The organism is Pantoea piersonii (genome assembly GCF_003612015.1).
GTDB lineage: Bacteria > Pseudomonadota > Gammaproteobacteria > Enterobacterales > Enterobacteriaceae > Pantoea > Pantoea piersonii.
The window spans coordinates 43,429-60,328 of sequence record NZ_RARB01000003.1; the positions used below are offsets into that span (position 1 = coordinate 43,429).

At 53.4% G+C, this 16,900-nt stretch carries 21 protein-coding genes; all 21 read right to left on the reverse strand.

The features are described from left to right. Position 1 precedes the first annotated feature (1 nt). The 21 genes from D7S44_RS09615 to terL all read right to left on the reverse strand — a co-directional run bounded on the left by D7S44_RS09615 (position 2) and on the right by terL (position 16,899). Complete coding sequence (locus D7S44_RS09615) at positions 2-361, reverse strand: contractile injection system sheath initiator (RefSeq protein WP_120454305.1); 360 nt, start codon at positions 359-361, stop codon at positions 2-4. A gap of 36 nt (positions 362-397) precedes the next feature. After that, entirely contained in the window at positions 398-775 is a 378-nt protein-coding gene (locus tag D7S44_RS09620) for a hypothetical protein (protein WP_120454307.1), read from the reverse strand. A 57-nt stretch (positions 776-832) separates the two neighbouring features. Continuing rightward, a complete protein-coding gene (locus D7S44_RS09625; protein ID WP_120454309.1) occupies positions 833-1,471 on the reverse strand; it encodes a phage baseplate assembly protein in 639 nt (212 codons plus the stop codon). Next, on the reverse strand, positions 1,468-2,325 hold the full coding sequence (locus D7S44_RS09630; RefSeq protein ID WP_120454311.1) for a baseplate hub protein: 858 nt from the start codon (positions 2,323-2,325) through the stop codon (positions 1,468-1,470). The genes D7S44_RS09625 and D7S44_RS09630 overlap by 4 nt, the downstream gene beginning before the upstream one ends. Then, entirely contained in the window at positions 2,322-2,633 is a 312-nt protein-coding gene (locus D7S44_RS09635) for a phage baseplate plug family protein (RefSeq protein ID WP_120454313.1), read from the reverse strand. Before D7S44_RS09635 ends, D7S44_RS09630 begins: the two co-directional genes overlap by 4 nt. Continuing rightward, positions 2,633-3,445 (reverse strand): hypothetical protein, encoded by an 813-nt coding sequence (locus D7S44_RS09640; protein WP_240629450.1) that lies wholly within the window; start codon positions 3,443-3,445, stop codon positions 2,633-2,635. Before D7S44_RS09640 ends, D7S44_RS09635 begins: the two co-directional genes overlap by 1 nt. After that, positions 3,442-5,433, reverse strand: a complete 1,992-nt coding sequence (locus D7S44_RS09645; protein ID WP_120454315.1) for a hypothetical protein — start codon at positions 5,431-5,433, stop codon at positions 3,442-3,444. Before D7S44_RS09645 ends, D7S44_RS09640 begins: the two co-directional genes overlap by 4 nt. Before the next feature lie 211 nt (positions 5,434-5,644). Beyond that, positions 5,645-6,049, reverse strand: a complete 405-nt coding sequence (locus D7S44_RS09655; RefSeq protein ID WP_120454319.1) for a hypothetical protein — start codon at positions 6,047-6,049, stop codon at positions 5,645-5,647. Between the two features lie 8 nt (positions 6,050-6,057). After that, complete coding sequence (locus D7S44_RS09660; RefSeq protein WP_240629451.1) at positions 6,058-6,498, reverse strand: phage tail fiber protein; 441 nt, start codon at positions 6,496-6,498, stop codon at positions 6,058-6,060. A gap of 11 nt (positions 6,499-6,509) precedes the next feature. After that, on the reverse strand, positions 6,510-7,988 hold the full coding sequence (locus D7S44_RS09665; protein ID WP_120454321.1) for a DUF3383 domain-containing protein: 1,479 nt from the start codon (positions 7,986-7,988) through the stop codon (positions 6,510-6,512). Then, complete coding sequence (locus D7S44_RS09670; protein ID WP_179256450.1) at positions 7,989-8,528, reverse strand: phage neck terminator protein; 540 nt, start codon at positions 8,526-8,528, stop codon at positions 7,989-7,991. Next, a complete protein-coding gene (locus D7S44_RS09675; RefSeq protein WP_120454323.1) occupies positions 8,525-8,896 on the reverse strand; it encodes a hypothetical protein in 372 nt (123 codons plus the stop codon). The genes D7S44_RS09670 and D7S44_RS09675 overlap by 4 nt, the downstream gene beginning before the upstream one ends. Then, positions 8,893-9,345: a hypothetical protein gene (locus D7S44_RS09680; RefSeq protein WP_120454325.1), complete on the reverse strand. Its 453-nt coding sequence runs from the start codon at positions 9,343-9,345 to the stop codon at positions 8,893-8,895. The genes D7S44_RS09675 and D7S44_RS09680 overlap by 4 nt, the downstream gene beginning before the upstream one ends. Before the next feature lie 2 nt (positions 9,346-9,347). Beyond that, the gene (locus tag D7S44_RS09685) at positions 9,348-9,791 is read right to left on the reverse strand and encodes a DUF4054 domain-containing protein (RefSeq protein ID WP_120454327.1); all 444 of its coding nucleotides are present in this window, start codon (positions 9,789-9,791) and stop codon (positions 9,348-9,350) included. A 2-nt stretch (positions 9,792-9,793) separates the two neighbouring features. Next, positions 9,794-10,123 carry a hypothetical protein gene (locus D7S44_RS09690; protein ID WP_120454329.1) on the reverse strand — a complete coding sequence of 110 codons (330 nt, stop codon included), beginning with the start codon at positions 10,121-10,123 and terminating at the stop codon, positions 9,794-9,796. A 3-nt stretch (positions 10,124-10,126) separates the two neighbouring features. Continuing rightward, positions 10,127-11,164 (reverse strand): major capsid family protein, encoded by a 1,038-nt coding sequence (locus tag D7S44_RS09695; protein ID WP_120454330.1) that lies wholly within the window; start codon positions 11,162-11,164, stop codon positions 10,127-10,129. Beyond that, positions 11,164-11,649: a structural cement protein Gp24 gene (locus D7S44_RS09700; RefSeq protein ID WP_120454333.1), complete on the reverse strand. Its 486-nt coding sequence runs from the start codon at positions 11,647-11,649 to the stop codon at positions 11,164-11,166. Before D7S44_RS09700 ends, D7S44_RS09695 begins: the two co-directional genes overlap by 1 nt. Positions 11,650-11,652: 3 nt before the next feature. Next, positions 11,653-12,966 (reverse strand): DUF2213 domain-containing protein, encoded by a 1,314-nt coding sequence (locus D7S44_RS09705; RefSeq protein WP_120454335.1) that lies wholly within the window; start codon positions 12,964-12,966, stop codon positions 11,653-11,655. Between the two features lie 12 nt (positions 12,967-12,978). Continuing rightward, on the reverse strand, positions 12,979-13,665 hold the full coding sequence (locus tag D7S44_RS09710; protein WP_120454336.1) for a phage head morphogenesis protein: 687 nt from the start codon (positions 13,663-13,665) through the stop codon (positions 12,979-12,981). A 52-nt stretch (positions 13,666-13,717) separates the two neighbouring features. Then, positions 13,718-15,241, reverse strand: coding sequence for a DUF1073 domain-containing protein (locus D7S44_RS09715; protein WP_120454338.1), 1,524 nt, complete (start codon positions 15,239-15,241; stop codon positions 13,718-13,720). After that, the gene (gene terL, locus D7S44_RS09720; protein WP_120454340.1) at positions 15,241-16,899 is read right to left on the reverse strand and encodes a phage terminase large subunit; all 1,659 of its coding nucleotides are present in this window, start codon (positions 16,897-16,899) and stop codon (positions 15,241-15,243) included. Before terL ends, D7S44_RS09715 begins: the two co-directional genes overlap by 1 nt. Position 16,900: the final 1 nt, after the last annotated feature.

The window sequence follows — 16,900 nt, forward strand, 5'->3', positions numbered from 1 at the left end:
CTCAGAAATTGATTGTGCTCTGGTCGTAGTTGGTGTCGGTAATAGTCATCACGCCGGAAGCGATGCGGTCTTGCTTACCGATTACAGTCGTGCAAGTTGCTGTCTGCACGTAATCCAGCTTCAGCGCCTCGGACTGCATTTTGGTGTTAATCAGTTGCGTTCCAGGCCAGTGGCCGAGAATGCGCTGGTAGTAAGGGATTCCGAGCGTTGTGTCATACCAGACTTCACCAAGGAAGGTCTTACAGGCGCAGGCTACGTCCTGAGCAACCGCGTAAGGATTAGGAGTGGTCGCCAGATTGCCAGAGCCATCAAGCGTCAGATCCCATGAGCCTGTATCAAGAAGGAGGGATGTGGTTTTCATGCTTTCTCCGGGCAATAAAAAACCCGCCGAAGCGGGTTAGTGTGAGGTGAGCTTTCCGGCTCTGAGCAATCGTTCATAACTGGGTATGTATTTCGAGGGTTCAGTTATGCAGTCATTCATAAATTCCGGGCCTGCCTGACCAGCACCTGAACTGGCGAACCTGCGAGCGATATCTTTATTGTTGCGTAGAGAATCTATAATTCTGTCCGCTTCTTTATTGCCTATCATGAGCTCGCTGGCTACCTGATATGTCGACTTTCGCCACTGACCATCGTCAGAATCGAAAGCCGCGAGAGAGGCTACAGAATACAGGCGAGGAACCGTGCTGCATGCGGTAATTATGGCTGACGTGTCTAACTTTTGTGCAGCAGAAGCGCCGGAAATGATGAGCAACAAACAGGCAAATATTTTCATGAATCCTCCATGCGATTAACTGGATTCTACCCCCTTGCTCGCGCAAATGAGTGCAATTTATTGTGGCCCGCCTGAATCATCGCTACCTTTTTGCACGCCGCTGTGAATATGTTTCGACAAAGATATGCCAGCTCCTGTTACATCTCCGGTAGCCGTTATTGAACCCCCAACCTGAAGGTCATCCGAAACTGATGTCAGAGGTGAATCAATTCGTACAGACAAAGGAGACACTATATCTATGCCGTCGTCAGCAAACCTTACATACTGCATCGGATCGCTGTTAAGCATGCCGCCAAGGTAGATTCCATCAGCCTCGTTGTGTGTACGGGAAGAGCCAGGCATGTCTTCTTTTCTGGTCTCCCTTACCCGGCTAGTGTCACGGTCGCAGCAAAGAATCAGGCCTATATCGCCAGCTACCGGGTCCATAATCACCGCGCTGCTACCACGCTGCAGTCGCCAGACAGGAATATTGAAAACCTGACTATTCTCGATTGGAGTGCCTTCACCCGAAAATCCCAAAACAAGCGGAGTTACATTTACTAAAGGTGGCCCGCCATCGGTGTTTGCTTTAACCTTTTCTACACGCACTATCTGAATAAAGGCATTTTTATTCAGCATAGCCCGGAACATAAATTCCTGAGCGTTGGCGTCGTGGTTAATATCCTGCGGCCTGACAGCCATTCTCTTTTCTGTCATTGCATGATTGCTCCGAGGTCAGTGCTAGCCGCGTAAACTGATGTACACCATGGGCCGCCCTCCATCCATGTGGACAGGTGGTGATTAGCTGTGATGACAGTGTATTCGCCGCTGGCATTAGGGAGTTCAGTATCCAGAGTTACTTGCCGGCCAAGACAAAAAAGGTTGCTGAAGGTTGTGGTGAAATTTAATCCATAACCACTCATAACTGGGTAGCCAATTAGCCCGTTATCCTTTGACACGTATGGCCTGACATCGTCAACCCTTCCTCCCTGCGGCCAGATATAAATCACGCCAAGCCTGAAGTCAGAGTTGATCCCAGCAGCCCTGCAAATTTGTCTTATTTGACTTATTGGGTCGCCACGGAAATACACGCCAGACAACTTTGCTTTCACACCACTGTTAACAACGGTGTAATTAATGGTCTTGGCGATCGACTCAATTGCTGTTGCTACATCCACAGAGCCCTCAGCCGAAAACGGCGAGGCATTGATGGTCTGCTCAAAGCCGGTTGCAAAGGCGCTGATGATTAGCGGCGCATCTGGCATCTGATTCATATCGGCAAAGCAGTTAGTTATTGAGCCCAAAAATATCGGTGTTTCGTCAGCCCAAACCTTAATCATATTCTGCTTAATGCTACTTAACTGGCGCCCTTTGTAGCCGAGCAACGCCATGTTATCGAGGCTCAGGCCAAATACTCGTGCATTCAACTCAGATCCAGCTATGCCGCCATATGCCCCCATTTCGAGCTCAGCCTTTATGTTGTCAATGGTCAGGATATTATTCCCTTGCTCATCGAAAGCGCCCTCTTTGAGGGTGAACTGAAACTTCAGGCTGCGTTTTTTATAGGTCATGCTGCGGCACTCATTTCATCTTGCGTGGCATAAAACAACTGGAAGCGTTCGCCCAGACCATCATAAGAAGGGTCATCGCTTCCCTTCGTGTCTGCAAAGAACAACTCGCCCTGAAAGCCAAGGTATGAATAGCGAACCAGGCGATTGCCATTCAGGCAGATAACACCCTGAGCTATCCACACATCCCCAAGCCCAATATCAATATAAAGGCCCGTCGAGCGCTGGAAGATGCGCAGAGTTACCGACTGCTCTCCCAGCTTGACCGTAAGCTCCTGAGCCTTTATTGGCTGCAATGTGATTGTCTGCATCAGGTAAGCGCCTTAACCAAACTGGTGACTGAGGAGGAGAGCTTGTTGATAGCTGAGGTTGCAGCGCCATTGATAGAGGCTGTGGTGGTCTGCGTGATGTTATTAACCGTCGATGAGACTTTATCCGCCACCTGAGTTGCTGCGCTTGATACAGAGTTTTTTAATCCTGTGAGCGCCGAAGAAACGCTACTCTGTGTTGCTGCTGTGGTGGATGAATTCACTTTCTCCGTGACAGCACTTGGAGACAGGCTCGTAGAGTTAGCCGTAGTCGTGCTTTGGGCCGTAGTGCTGGTAAGTGTGACTTCTGCAGACTCCAGAACGGACTGAAAAATAGCTTCCACTGTAAGAAGGGTGACATCCCTGTCTGAGGTGCGATAGTTGTACCGCACCAAATCGTATTTCTCATATGTGGTATCCGGCGTCTCGATGTCATAAGTCATCGTGTCTTCAACCATCGCATCCAGCGCGGCCAGCATATCGGCGCGACTAGTGAGTGAGAAATTGGTGAGGTTAGGCAAAGAACCTGATAATCCTGACCAGCCCTCAAGGACAAACAACACCCTGATTACCGGCGGGCGTTTAACCTTGTTGTAGGAGTTGTAAGAACCAGACTCAATAGGAGCAGAAACTACCGATGCATCAGCGCCATACTCAACGCCAAGAAATGAAGAGGGCGACAAGGCTTTGCCTGTGCCGTTGTTGTAGTAAATTCCGTAACCCGGCCCGATAATGCTGTTAATTACGGAGAAAATGCCGCCACCCTGCACGGCATTGAGTAGCGTTGTTTCATTCAAGGAGAAATTCATAATCATCCCTGTCCTGACATTGATGGTGACAGAAGACTGTTTCGGCTGACGTTACGCTGAACATCCTGGCTGAGCGCATTAACAGAGGTTGCGTTGCTCTGGACTTTCATCTCTCCAATGTGAATCTCTGTTTTGTTCTGCGAGCCATTCATGCTGTTAACCGGCGCATGACGTGAAGCAGCTGATGATGCGCCAACCTCAACTCCAGCGGTACCAGGCTGAGGAAGGTTTGCCGGCTGATTACTCTTCAGCAGGTCATTAATCATCTTCATAGTATCAACTGGAGTTGGCAGCCTGGCTGACGCTCTTTCCTTCTCCGCAGGGGCTTTTACCGCCACTTCTGGAGAGAGAGATTTTCCTGCATGTTCTGGAACCGCTGGGGGCGTGATTCCTGTTCCCAGTGAGATCTGGTCATCACTCACATATCCGTTGCCATTTTCGTGGTTGATGATGCCGCGGATGAGCCTGAAGACAGTATCGTTATCTTCAGCAGATAACTTGTCATCAGCTCGCTTGCCAGTGGCCTTAACAAGTTGCCCCACATACGCTTCGACATTGTTGTTGTCGCTTGCCGGAGCGTATTTGCGCACAATGGATTCGATGGTATTTACGCCACGCCCAAAGTAGAGCTGGATTTGTTTGTATAAAGCAGCAATGCCGTCTTGCATGCTACCGAATACAGCAAACCGACCATTCTCACCTGACTCTTTAGTCGCGCCATCCTGACCTGCGTAATTGAGGTTGCCGGGGTTATTATTCCTAATTCCTCTCGGAGCATCATCGCGCGCTCCGGGCTCGTCGCCATGAAGGAGGTTAATTCCAAGCTTATCCTTCATCCATGTGCGAAGCTGTAGCCCCCACTCAGCAGTTTTGTCTGCGCCAAGCCCGCTGTTAAGCGCGTTAGCAACAGGGTTGTCAGTAAGCCACGAATACTTTTTCTCAAGAATCGCTGCATACTTTTGAAGCTCTATAAGGCCCGCAATCAGACTAACGCGAGAAATTGCCAGCATCGCATTGCGTACGCCGCCAAGCGACGACACAATGCCTAGCGCCCACTTACCAGTAACAAAGATCAACAATGCCTGAAGGACATTTTCCCAGCCTCCAACAGCATCAGCGATGCCATTTATCTGGTTCCCGAAGTCCTGCAGGGTCTTACTGATTTCTGGTCCGTGTGTTGCTATCCAGTTGCCGACACGCTCTATAAGCGGGATAAGCCGCTCCACGTAGGGAATAAGCGCCGTGTAGAGCACCTGAGAGGCCGCAGAGAAGTTTTGCTTCATCTCAGCAAGGCGGCGGTTAAACTCCTGCGCCTTTTTCGTGGCGTCATCTGTCGCACGCGACATCTGCGTGAAGCGGTTGACGTCAGTTATCAGGTTGCCATTAGTTAGCGCCTGCTGTGTCTGATTATCGAAGCCAAACATCCCGCCAAAGCGACGCTGAGCATCTTTACTCAGCTTGCTCCAGTTATCCGCAATCTTGCGCATAACCTGCTCAGAGTTGTCATTCTGATAATCGAAGTTCGCGCCTGTTGCGCCGGCGAACGATGACAGCGCGGCGAAAAGCGGATTGTCCTGTCCGCCACCTGTGCGGATCTGGGTCAGCATGTTCTGGAAGCCGCCCAGCGTTCCGGTAATCTTCTCGGCGCTTGACCCTGCCGCCTCTGCTGCCCGCTGCCAGCCATCCAGAGATTTAGCTGACATGTCCAGCGACTGTGAGTTAACCGCAAGCTGCTGCAGGTTATCCGTCATGCCAGAGATGAAGTTTTTAAACCCCTGCACTGACAGCGTGACGCCTACCAGCGCAAGTAACTCGGTGCGGATAGAGCCAAAGAAAGAGGCCGCTCTTTTACCTGCGGCCTCCATATCTTTTGCAGTCTGCTCTGCCTGCTTACGCGTGTCGTCCAGGCCACCTTTAACATCCTTCTGGCCTTTGTTGAATCCTGAAGGGTCGAGGCCAAGTGTGACCACCAACGCATCAATAACGGTTGCCATCAGTTAGCCTCTTGCGATTTATTCACAACCATGCGGTTGTAGTTATCAACGGTGATTATTTCCAGAAGCCGCCACAAGTCCTCTACGCCGTAGACGGAATCCAGCTCATAAAGAGTTGCGAGCTTAGCCGACACGACAGTAGCGATAGTTTTAGGGACGTTGACGTAGTCAGCCAGACCGACGACGTCGTTTCCCATCAGAGGAGGAATGTCTATTGCGCGGCGGCTTGCAAAAAATCCACATGGAGCTTAAAGACCTCCGCACGCAACTTCAGGCGGGTGCCTACTTCTTCGATGTCGTCCTCAATCAGCTTGCGCTTAATGTTCTGGTTCGACGGGTCTGGCACGTACTGGACACACTCCATCAACTCAGCCAGCAAAGGCTTTGCTTCCTCCGGCGGGATTTTTGCGACCATCTTGAGGCCAGTAGCAGCCATCCCCGCCATTCCCATATCAGCGAAATTATCAGGCAGTTCGACGCCATTGCGAGCCATTGCCAGCCCTGCGCGAATAGCCCACCACTCAGCCTGTGACGCTGCCATTTCGCGAATAAAGAAGGTTTTACCTGCGTCACGGCCTTTGCCAGCCTCGGTATAAAAGAGTTCTTTACGTGCCATGTTGTGCCTTATGCGGTGTAGGATTCGCCGGTGACTGATTCCCAGTTGATCTGGTAGGTCATCTGCTGCAGAACGCGGTTTGCGTCAGGAATGGCTTTAACGCGCTGCAGGATGCCGTTAGTCAGCGTGAACTTGCGGCTGATAGCCGGCAGGATGATCGTCGCGTTGCAGCGGAAAATGGCTTTCGATGTGACAGAGGTTAGCTGCCACGTCTCAAACATCTCACGGCTCGGAGAGTCCGGCATGATGGTGATCGTCTGCAGGTACTCGCCGAATACAAAGCCGCCTGACAGCTTGCCGTCAGCGCCACGCACCGCTACTGCCATTTCAGTATCGCCAAGGGCGAACATCGCATCGGCCGCGTAACCTTCTAGCGTCTGAGCTGACGGGTACAGATTGGTAACAGTGAGAGCGAAAATAGCGTCAGCACTGGTAATTGTGTTGGACATTTAGTCGCTCCTTACTGAACTTCGATTGAGGCGAGAGTGATTTTCTGCACGCAGCCGCCATCGCAATACCACAGCGTCATGCTCGGGCTTGTGCGGTCAACGCGCTGTGCTGCCGTTGGGTTGGCGATGTACAGATACCATCCCTTCGCGAGCAGCGAGGCAGAAATGTCGGTGCCAACAGCATTAATGATTTCTGACTGCTGAGAGCTGGAAAGAGATACACCTGTGCGGATGCCGCCAAATGTGACTCCCTGATTGATGGTGTCAGCAAAACCTGCCTCGATAATCGCTTTGCCGCGGGCGTTATAGGGGATGGAGCGATTTGATTTGAGCGTGACGATCGCATCCTGCATCAGGTTGGCGTTCAGCCAGATCTGGAAGCAGAAGCTGTCAAACCACTTGAAGTCACCGCTGATAGTTCCGTCAGCCCAGTACTGCGTAGAGTAGTTGTTAGCGGTGTACGCCCCGTAGAAGTTGTACCCGTTGGCAATCAGCGCGTCGTAATCGCTGGATGACGTGACATTGGCTGTCAGGCCCGACACCGACCGGAATTTGAAAGGTACGCGACCCTCCTGTCGGTCAAAGTCCAGAGCCGCCGCATAGCCCAGCGCTGATGCCGCGTGCAGGTTGGTGCCATACACGGGCAGGACATTAGCGTAATCATTAACGGTCAGGAGCTGATAAGCGATAGTCTCGGTGCTGCCACTAACCAGAGCCGACGCCTCCGCTGTGTGTGCGACGTATGCAAAACGGTAGTTCTGCGCGCTAACCCAGCCTGCCAGAGCAAGATGTTCAGCATCAGTACACTCGAACGCGGTGGTGAAGGTCGCCCAGTCCTGGCTGCTGTTCAGCACAGAGATGAAGAAATCAGTGGGATTCTGCGCTACAGCGCCCTGAGACAACACTGCGCCAGTGGCAGCCGTCAGCTTGAGGCTTGTGGCAATATCACCTGAGCCGTAAGAAATGGTGGAACCCGCGCCAGTTGTTGCTGACGTGATGATGAATGCTTTCTGCGTGGTGTCATAGGTCACGACGACAGAGTTGCCGATGGCGGACTCAATGAGGTCAGCAGCAGCCGCAAAACTGGTCGCGCCGCTCAGATTGATGTTGGTAGACGTTTCTACCGTGCCATCTACGGTGATGGTCAGAACGCCACTCATCAGCTTCAACTGATCGAGCGTTACGGCCGCCATTGAGCCAGAACGCAGCCAGGCTGACACCGGTGCATCGTTATATTGCGCGAAGAGGAGCTTGCCGGGATTCTTCGTCGAGTTGTCATAGCCGCTGAAGTAGATAGCCGCCATTGCATACTCGTCTGAGGTGCTGCCAAAGTATTTAGCTACGTCTTCTTTGGTAGAAAACGTTGCGACGTTACCCACCGGCGCATATGAGCTTTGGGTGAGGATAAGACCATTCAGATCCACCGCATTCCCGCCGGCAGCGAGCACGCCAGGGTTAATCTGGACATCTTTTGTTAACGGAATTGCCATTTATAAATTCTCCGGTGGGAATTTCAAATCTGCGGCCACAATGCCGACTTGTATGCTGTCCATGAAGTCCAGAGGTGTGGCTATCACGGCGTTAAATTGCGCGATGAAATCAAGCGTCCAGCGGCTTTCATACTGCTGTTCGGCATTAATCATCGTTGTCTGGTGAGGCTCGCCAGAATAAAGAGGTGTGACCGGCATGTTGTTCTGACGAAACCAGTTAGCTGCGTACTCAGAGCGGATCATGGTGCCAACAATCGCTGCCATTTCCTGCGCTGAATTGCCGTAGAAATCGAGCTGGCATCGCCATTGGTTGCTACGCTGCGTTAACTCACTGCCCTGACCGACGCCTGGGTCGTTATAAGCAACCCGGTTAGTAGACAGACCAGTAACGAACATTGGCGTCATAGTGATGAAGTCTTCATTTGGCATGGGCACAAGGTTTTCCTGTGACAGGAACACCTCTACGTCGACGAGAGACAATAAAAAACCGCGCAAGGCGGTCGTCAGGTCATCCTGTTTTATGCTTATCGTCGCGCTCATGTGCTCACCTGCAGCGTAACCACGAAAGAGCACCATTCAGGCCACTCTTCCAGCGGCTGAGTTATCAGCCACGTCTCGCCATTGACGATTAGCATGTCGCCACCCTTTTGTTTTGGGCGGTTAACGCCTTCGAAATTGCCGTTCACGTAGGCTTTTTTCTTAATTCCCTGCAGGTTAAGGCCGTCGATTTTCATCAGGTCGGTATAACTGAGGGGCTGCATCTGAACTGTTACAGACTGTTCACTGTAAGCAGGAGTGCGATGACCGGCCGCATCGGTGGTATAGGTGCCAAGGCTGACCTTCATCACTCCAGGTGAGTCACGGTTTACGATGTTGATTGCACCACGCACGATTCCATGCAGATTCATACGCCGCCCTTAACGTCATAATCGACGGAGTTAAGCATGTGAGAGGTGTCGATAAGAGGCTTAGCATGCCCCTTGCGGTCAATTGTCGACTGTGCCAGAGCCGGATCCGTAAACTCGCGAATAGAGTCTTGTAGCTGGTCCTTTATGCGCTCCCCCATGAGAGAGAACAGGATTTGCGCATCGTAATTAACCGCGAGTGCAATCTTGCCGAACTCATCACCCCATAGAGGCGATTGCTCTGCCAGCATGCGGCGAAAGAACGGGCGAGCCGGTCGATTCATACCAGGGTCGCCAAACTCATTCGCTGCCGCCACCATCGCTACTGACTGCCCGTCAGGGTAAGTGGCCCCTTCGAGGAATCCGACACGTAGCGTTTTCGGATCGCCCAGCTTTTCCGCTATCTCAGCCAGCTTCTTCTGCAGCGCATCGCCGCCACTGAATGTAGTCATCGCTACCTCCGGTAGTAACCTCTGCGGTTGTAGTGATAGGGATACATCGACGGCGAGCCACCGGGCAGGTAACGAATCGTCCGAAAGGCTGCTGTGGCCTGCCAGTAAGCAGCGCCATATGGGGTCTGCATATACCACCACGACGAGGCACTCGATGGACCCGCATCCACCGATACAGACACTGAGCCTTCGGAAGCGCTCGTTACCCGCCCAACTAACCCGGTAGCTGCCTGACCACCAACGCCGCTGTTGATAGCGGCAAGGTGAGCAACCAGCATGTTCAGGAATACCGCTCGCTGATTCACATCAGTGACAGGGCTTGCGTCGGTATTTTTCAGGTAGACCGTTGCCTCTGCGAAGTACGCTTTCAGCAGGTCATCACTCACCGAGGCAAACTCGGGATAACGCGCCCTGAACGCGCTTATATCAAAGACAACGACCGCCATGATTACTTACCGTCTGACTTGGTTACGCCCGGAGCCGGGTTATCCTGCGGCAGGCCTTCAAGACCCGACTTAACATCGGCGTTCTCTTTCGCCTTGGACTCAGCGCTGTTCGTTTTAGCCTGGGCGAATACCAGTTCGTTTTTCACGTAAGGCTGGTCTTTGTGCTGCTCCAGCCACTTCTCGAACACAGCCTTATCCACGTTCTCGGTCAGGCCATAGCCGCCGATAACGGAAGAAGAGTTAGCACCGTTAAGCACGATGGACTGTGCGCCATCAACATCCAGCACCAGGCCATTCGGCAGTTTGCAGCCTACAGTTACGACATCAGCCATTTTTTACACTCCCAGCATGGTGGCAATTGCCAGCGGTTGACGAATGATTGCACCCCAGGTGCCGCCAGATTTTTTCTGCGTCCAGGATGACTCCCCAGTAACCACGGCGTGCGCGCGCATCTTCTCGGTGAAGGCAGCGTAAGCGGTGTCCTGCTCGCCGAGGCGATCTGCAATCAGCTGAACCATTTCGCCAGCTGGAGTTGAATACTCGACTGCAGTCTCGACTTTAAGGTTAGGGAAGTTTTTCTTGATCAAATCCATGACGTTGATGCCGTACATGTTTGTTTTGGTCAGATTTACTTCTGAGGTTGGAGACATCGCCAGAGTCATTGGGTCTGTACGCTCGACCAGGCCGCGCGTCTGAACAATGAGTTGGTTATAAAGGCGAGTAGCTACATCGTCGTATACCAAGTCACCGGTCTTCGTGCTCCAGGCAACGCCACCGCTAGTGCCTGTAGCAGCAGGAGTGATCGAGGCTGGCAGAGACGGGTCATTCAGAAGACCATAGTTCTGCAGGCCAGCGATGCCGTAGAAGTAGCTCTTGTTCTGGAACTTATTCAGCACCAGAGCAGAGGCTACGTTCAGCTCAGCGGCGTAACCGATACGCGCTGCGCCATACATGTCCAGCTCGCGCTCACCCCAGCGGGTGTGGGTCTGGTAGTGGTATGACTGGCGAGAAACCCAGTTAGCGTTAGCTGCGGTCATGCCGTTGTGGTTGTAGTCGCCGTATGAGCTGGTTTCGCCTGCAGATTCCACGATCGGGAATTGCGCGGTCAGCGTGGTCCAGTCACCTTTTTTCACTTCGCCGATGATTTCTGCGGCTTTCATCGGAGTGACCAGAACGCGGATCAGCTCCGGGTCAACGTAGTTGGTGAAGTAGGCCGGGATGCCTGAGCTACCCGTGGTAACCATGGTTGGCTGCGCATCCATCGCCAGCGCGAAGTTCTCCGCAAATTCTGGCTTCAGGTAATCTTTCGCACCCGGCAGCACGATGCCGTACTTACCGCTGGCTGCGGCGTAGTGCTTCTGAAATTCGTTCATTAGTTGCTCCAGGTGCTGATTTTGACAAGCTCGCCAGCATCACATGCGCTACCGGCGGTAAAGTTGGTTTCGACGTAACCGTCAATGGTTGCGCCTGCTGCGCCGGTCTGTACCTGGCCGGTAGTCAGCGATGCGAAGATTTTCTGACCGCGAGTAGCAGCGGTTGAGGTACGCGCCCAGAAATCACCGCGGGTCATCAGGGTTACTTCGCGACCAGACTGGATGACGTTGGAATCGCTGCTCAGCCAGGTAGTAATGGCCGCCTGACCGTCACGATGTACGAAGCCAGAAGGTGCGCCAGTGCCTGCGTTAGATGCGACGCCATTTACTGCCCATGCGAAGCGACCGATTGTCAGGCCACTAGTGCCAGCAACCAGCGCAGCTTCGCCAGCAAGGAAGGTCATGTGTTCGTTAGTGCTCGCGAAACCACCTTCTACACCCGGGGCCGGATACTGGTTAATTACGCTCTGAAAAGTGTTAGCCATTTCTTAGCCTCGTTTTAACTTGCCAGCGGTCGGGTATGCTTTCTCGAACTCACTGTTGGAAGCGGAATCCTGAGCAATAACAGGACGTGAATTTTCTTTCTGGCTGATAGCCATCTTCACCATTGCCGGGAATGCAGACGGGTGAATGCCATCAATATCAACGCCAGCCTGCTCGAGCGCAGTGCGGTAGACGTCATCAGCAGAGTCCATAGCGACCACGTCGCCAATCAGCGGACGCACAGCCTGCTCAGCTTCGCGGACACGGCGGAAGTTCTCTGCGGCAGTTTTGGTTGCGCTGTCGGCCGCCAGGCGAATGGCAGAGTCCATCGCGGTTTTGGAAACCTTCTCGTCTTGGTCGTCTTTCTTGTCGTTGTCTTTGCCTTCATCCTGAGCGACAGCAGGAGACAGGGCGGCGGCGATTTTGGCGATGACGTCTTCTGACACGCCAGCTTCGCGCAGCAGGGAGATAATCGACTCGTTGTCGTCATCGCCAGCCACTTTCTGCTCTTCTGGCTCGACGCTTTCGGCAGACGCCTCGATGATTTCGACCAGTTCTTCCGGCTCCAGATCCATATCTGCAGCCAGCTTGGTTTTGTATTTGCCAACGACTGCCTGAGCGATCGCCTTTGGTGATTTATGCGAATTCAGGATGGCGGTGAGGTCTTTGGGTGCAGCATCCTTAGCCAGGCGCGGCTTCAGAAACGCTCCCAGCGCGGCACGAATGGCGACGCCTTTGCGGTCTAACTTCATGTATTTAAGCTCCAGTGGGAGAGAATCAGCGACCAGTACGTCGCTACCTGCGCGGCCAGTTTCGACCAGTGCAACGTGGTTCCCGACGATGTCACGCATGACGCCGTCAAATGCTTCACCGTCTGGCGTTTCGCCGGGAGTCATGTCAGCGACGTACTGATACGACGATGACAATTCTTTTTGTTCTTCTGTCTCGATACCCGCGATAGCTGAGTTATCCCAGACCGAAAGGCCGTTGGTGAGATAGGTGCCATCAAAATCACAACCAGAGTGCGTCGTGCCTACGCGGTATTCGCGAGGCGGGTCGCCGGGGAAGTCAGGGGTATGGATGCAGAGAACAGGAATGTTGTTGAAAGTTGGTGCGGCTTTCTTCAGTTCTTCAGGATGTCGCCAGAGCCGATAAATCTTATCGGGCTCTAACCCAAGCTTTCCAGCGTTCGGGATTTCGCGCCCATAGTAGGGGCAGACATTCGCCTTGCTGATATTGCTCTTTGTGACCTGAAGCCTGCCGTTACCATCGAATGAGCGCACAGATGCGCGGTCAAACGCTAACCGTTCGATAGTCATGTGTGCTTCCGTTTAATTAAGTCCGGGAATGACCGGGGACCAGGTGCAGCGGCAGTTAATCTCTTCGCCCGGAAGAGTCCACTTGCCATCGAGGTAAAGCCCTTTCGACAGGTCGAACTTCTCGCCATCGGCTTTCACATGTGATTGCCGTGGCTCTTTACCTGCGTGAGAGTGTCGCCAGATGCCTTCGGTGATACCGAGCGACTGTTGCCTTGCAGTCTGCATCACTGCGGTAGCTTTGTTGTTCTGGTCTCGCGCGATGAGGGCTGCTCGACGGCGGGTGATGCCGTAGCGGCGCTGCAATTCACTAGTGAGCGTCGAAAGGTCACGCCCTCGACTGACTGACTGCATCACCAGCGTCTGCACCTGCGTGAGATATTGCTCCGGTATGCTGCGTATCAGATTCACGTTTTCCGTGATGCTCGCCTGTAGCGCGTTATTCATCGCTGGCGTAATCTTGAAAGGCACCGTAAAGCCTGCCGTCTCCAGAGCGTTATAGAGCGACACGTCGGAGTTCTTCATCGCATCACCGGCGAATCGCTGAGCCAGCTTTGCGGCCACGTCATCGAAACGCTTCTGCCAGCGCCTGGCTAACTTCTTCATCGCATCACGCATAAACACGGCGGGCGATGCGTCCATTGCCATAGCGCCGGAAGCCCGGTAGTTCGCTTTCAGCCAGTAGACCACCGAGTCGTTCATTTCGGTGATGAGTGAATCCAGCTTCTTGCGATACCAGGCTTCGACACCGGCGTTAGGCCTTGTCGGGCGGATCGTTTTTGGCGTCGCCTTCCTCGCTTTCGTCGAGGTCGTCTTCTTCGAATTCGAGGTCATAGCTTAAGTCCAGTGAGTGATATGGGCTTTCCGGGTCATCAGCAATCTTCTCGCGCACCTCATTAGCCGACAGAGCGCCAGTTGCTACGTAAACCGCGTCAGTGTCAGCGTCCACTTTGCGTATGTCTGCTCTCTCTTTCGCGCTCATCTCATAAAGAGGCTCGAACTCGAAATAGATATCTGGGTCGATGTCACCGAACTCTGACAGCTGAATAACGTCCAGAACGCGCTTTAGCGGCGCTTTGAACATCGCCTGCTGTAACGAGTGGATGTAGTCGTAGAAAACGCGAATCTCGCCATCTGATGAGGCATTCAAGCCGTTTGGTGTGATACCCAGCAACTTAACCAGCGGGATGCCGGAAACGGCCGCCATGTGCTCTTGCGACTGTGCCTGCAAAGTGTCCAGCCCGCCAAGAGGTGCGCTGACGAATTCGACCGTTTCTGGAGCCTGCGGGTTATTGTCCTTCGTAAAGGCCCCGCGGTTATCGCGGCAGCGGTTAAACAGGTCGAGGCGGGCCAGCACTGAATCAGCGCCACCCCCCTGCAAAACGGTGCCCATGTTCGTGCCGATGACCGGGATACTGAACGAGTGGATCATGTCACTTACGCTGTCACGCGTGCGCAGCCAGTTGTTAACGTAAGGCTCGGCCATCTGCACCAGAGACAGGCCGCGGAAGTTATACGACGCTTTCAGCAGGTCTGGCACCTGACGCGACACGAAGTCAATCATCCGGCTAGCATGAACCGTTTTGCCCATCACAAACCATTCTGTCGGCCTGTAAAAGTCAGGGCTCAGCGGGTTCTGCGCGTTATAGACACCGGGATAAGTCCAGACTGGCTCGATTACCTGAAAACCCTTCAGGCTGCCCTTGGGTATCTTTTTGTCGCTGATGAACAGCTTGCTCTGCAGCTCGTTGTCATCTGTCCAGGCTGATACGTTTTTGGGTGACAGTACGTCGATATAAATCTGCCCACCGCCGAAGTACCCATCGTGCTCAGCAGCCTCGCGGAATTTCTCGCGAACGTGAAAGCGCTCCAGCGCGTCAGTGATGGCCTTAACCCTGTCCGACTTATCGTCATCACCGACCGTCTTCAGCTTTATCCACTTACGCGTCATCTCCTCCGCAATGGTGCCAACCATCTTGCGGTATTCAGGCTTCTGCGCCATCGCTGCCAGATAGGGGTAGCCGGGAAATGAATCCAGCGTGCCGTATCCCATTGCGTAGGCGTCATTCAGCGCGCCGTAATCGGTAGAGTCCATCGCGAGGATGCCCTTTTCGATTGCTGCCGGGATAACGCCTTTAGGAGGCTCGTATCGTTGAAATTCGCGCGGAGGTTTTGGCTGGACTGCTGCTACTGCTTCGGGGTTAATCTTCATCTGAGCCTTTTCAGGCTCTTCCACCGGCTCAGGCGCGGCGATTTCTTTTTTCTTAAACCACCACATCAAATTCTCCTGAGTTGGCTCGGATCGATACTCATTGGCTGGCGACCTGAAATCAGGTTGTCGTCGATGGCGTCCATCCATGTATCCAGAATGTCGTCGTTATCGTGGCTGTCATCTGCAGAGAAGGCAGCGCACTCTGTCATGGCAGTAAGCACCCATGAGGTGTTGCCAGCGACAGTGCCGTCTTCGTAGTAGGTGTGAATCACCGCAGCGCCGTTAGCGTCGTGCGTGGCAGGAATGAACACCTTGCCGGTCTTTATCTGCGGGATGACGTTGAGGCAGCGGACCAGCTTGTTCTGGCCTGTACCTCGGGGAATTTCTTTCACCGGGATGTTCTGGCGCTTCTTGAGGGTCGTTATCAGCCCCTGTCCGGCCTGCTTCTCTTCGATAGCCATGTGACGCATCGGCATCATGCGAAGTGAACCGCTCGCACTCCATTTCGCCCAGACCTCTTCGGCTTTCTTCAACAGGTCTTCCGGGTCCCAGCGACCGCGAACCACGTCGATAATGTAGAGGTTACCGTCTACGCCCATTCCGGCCAGCGTGAATACCGTGTAATCCAGCCAGTCCTCAACCTTGCCGCTGTTCGTATCGACGTAAACACAGCGATACTGAAGCTTTGGAAGATGCGTGTAGGTCTGGAACCAGTCGGTTTCGATAATGCCGCCGGTCAGCGCCATCGGGTTCTGCTGGTACTGCGAGAGGAACGTGTAACGGTCGCGCTCCCATAATGCGAGCAGGTCGTTCACGTCTTCCATCTGCGGCCAGTAAGACCAGTAGCGTTCACCAGACACGACGACGCTGTCAGTATCCTTCACAGTTTCCCAACACAGAGATCGCCACGGTTCAGCCAGCGATTCGATGTACTTCTCGCTTATCAGTGCGGGAATGGCTACGTGGTGGAAGTTAACGCCCATACCACCGGATAGCATGAAGCCGGTAGCGTCATCAGTGTGCAGGCGCTGCTGAATGCTCACAAACGGCGTTGGGTGCTCTTTCGACTTGTCACCACGGCGCGAGCGGATGGTGTTTACCAGCAAGGTGTTGGCGCTGCTGCGCTTTGTCTCACTGAGCATGTCTACCGGCTTGTTGTAGTCGTCCAGCATAACCATGCCGGAGAACTTCTCGCCGAAGTAACCACCACGACCACCGGTAATCTGTCCGTTGCTGGAGCGCGATACCGTCTGACCGGTCGAGCGCCCTTTGCTGTCGAGGATTTCCCACTCTTCAGCCTGGTTAACGCCAAACGAGCAAGGCCATAGCTCCTGATACTCTTTGCTGCTGATGATGTCGCGGGTGCGGCGCGAGTTGCGCTTAACCAGCGTGTCAGCAAAAGAGATATTCAGGTTGCGGAAGCGGTTTAATCTACCCTCCTGAACAAGCGCATTAACGTATGCCGGTAGGTGGATAGAGAAGAATTCTGTTTTAGTCCCGCCCGGGGGAATGTTGATAATCAGGTTACGTGGCTGCAGGCGTCCGGCAATGAGGTCATCAATCTTTGATGCCATCAGCCGGTGATGCCAGTTAACCAGCAGTCGGTCGCCCTGAATCAGTTCGAACCACAGGCGGGTGAAGTTGAGAAACGACTTAGTGGACTTAGACTTTACGACAACGCGCTCAGGGAACGGCAAATCTTCCCATTCAAGTACTCTCGTCATG

Excerpts from the sequence above, each read along its gene's own strand:
- D7S44_RS09675 (WP_120454323.1), bottom strand. The coding sequence starts at position 8,896 with ATGAATCTGCATGGAATCGTGCGTGGTGCAATCAACATCGTAAACCGT.
- D7S44_RS09710 (WP_120454336.1), bottom strand. The coding sequence starts at position 13,665 with ATGAACGACTCGGTGGTCTACTGGCTGAAAGCGAACTACCGGGCTTCC.
- D7S44_RS09715 (WP_120454338.1), bottom strand. The coding sequence starts at position 15,241 with ATGTGGTGGTTTAAGAAAAAAGAAATCGCCGCGCCTGAGCCGGTGGAA.
- D7S44_RS09690 (WP_120454329.1), bottom strand. The coding sequence starts at position 10,123 with ATGGCTGATGTCGTAACTGTAGGCTGCAAACTGCCGAATGGCCTGGTG.
- D7S44_RS09630 (WP_120454311.1), bottom strand. The coding sequence starts at position 2,325 with ATGACCTATAAAAAACGCAGCCTGAAGTTTCAGTTCACCCTCAAAGAG.
- D7S44_RS09635 (WP_120454313.1), bottom strand. The coding sequence starts at position 2,633 with ATGCAGACAATCACATTGCAGCCAATAAAGGCTCAGGAGCTTACGGTC.
- D7S44_RS09695 (WP_120454330.1), bottom strand. The coding sequence starts at position 11,164 with ATGAACGAATTTCAGAAGCACTACGCCGCAGCCAGCGGTAAGTACGGC.
- D7S44_RS09655 (WP_120454319.1), bottom strand. The coding sequence starts at position 6,049 with ATGGCACGTAAAGAACTCTTTTATACCGAGGCTGGCAAAGGCCGTGAC.
- D7S44_RS09665 (WP_120454321.1), bottom strand. The coding sequence starts at position 7,988 with ATGGCAATTCCGTTAACAAAAGATGTCCAGATTAACCCTGGCGTGCTC.
- D7S44_RS09680 (WP_120454325.1), bottom strand. The coding sequence starts at position 9,345 with ATGACTACATTCAGTGGCGGCGATGCGCTGCAGAAGAAGCTGGCTGAG.
- D7S44_RS09645 (WP_120454315.1), bottom strand. The coding sequence starts at position 5,433 with ATGGCAACCGTTATTGATGCGTTGGTGGTCACACTTGGCCTCGACCCT.
- D7S44_RS09625 (WP_120454309.1), bottom strand. The coding sequence starts at position 1,471 with ATGACAGAAAAGAGAATGGCTGTCAGGCCGCAGGATATTAACCACGAC.
- D7S44_RS09660 (WP_240629451.1), bottom strand. The coding sequence starts at position 6,498 with ATGTCCAACACAATTACCAGTGCTGACGCTATTTTCGCTCTCACTGTT.
- D7S44_RS09685 (WP_120454327.1), bottom strand. The coding sequence starts at position 9,791 with ATGGCGGTCGTTGTCTTTGATATAAGCGCGTTCAGGGCGCGTTATCCC.
- D7S44_RS09615 (WP_120454305.1), bottom strand. The coding sequence starts at position 361 with ATGAAAACCACATCCCTCCTTCTTGATACAGGCTCATGGGATCTGACG.
- D7S44_RS09670 (WP_179256450.1), bottom strand. The coding sequence starts at position 8,528 with ATGAGCGCGACGATAAGCATAAAACAGGATGACCTGACGACCGCCTTG.
- D7S44_RS09705 (WP_120454335.1), bottom strand. The coding sequence starts at position 12,966 with ATGACTATCGAACGGTTAGCGTTTGACCGCGCATCTGTGCGCTCATTC.
- D7S44_RS09700 (WP_120454333.1), bottom strand. The coding sequence starts at position 11,649 with ATGGCTAACACTTTTCAGAGCGTAATTAACCAGTATCCGGCCCCGGGT.
- D7S44_RS09640 (WP_240629450.1), bottom strand. The coding sequence starts at position 3,445 with ATGATTATGAATTTCTCCTTGAATGAAACAACGCTACTCAATGCCGTG.
- terL (WP_120454340.1), bottom strand. The coding sequence starts at position 16,899 with ATGACGAGAGTACTTGAATGGGAAGATTTGCCGTTCCCTGAGCGCGTT.
- D7S44_RS09620 (WP_120454307.1), bottom strand. The coding sequence starts at position 775 with ATGAAAATATTTGCCTGTTTGTTGCTCATCATTTCCGGCGCTTCTGCT.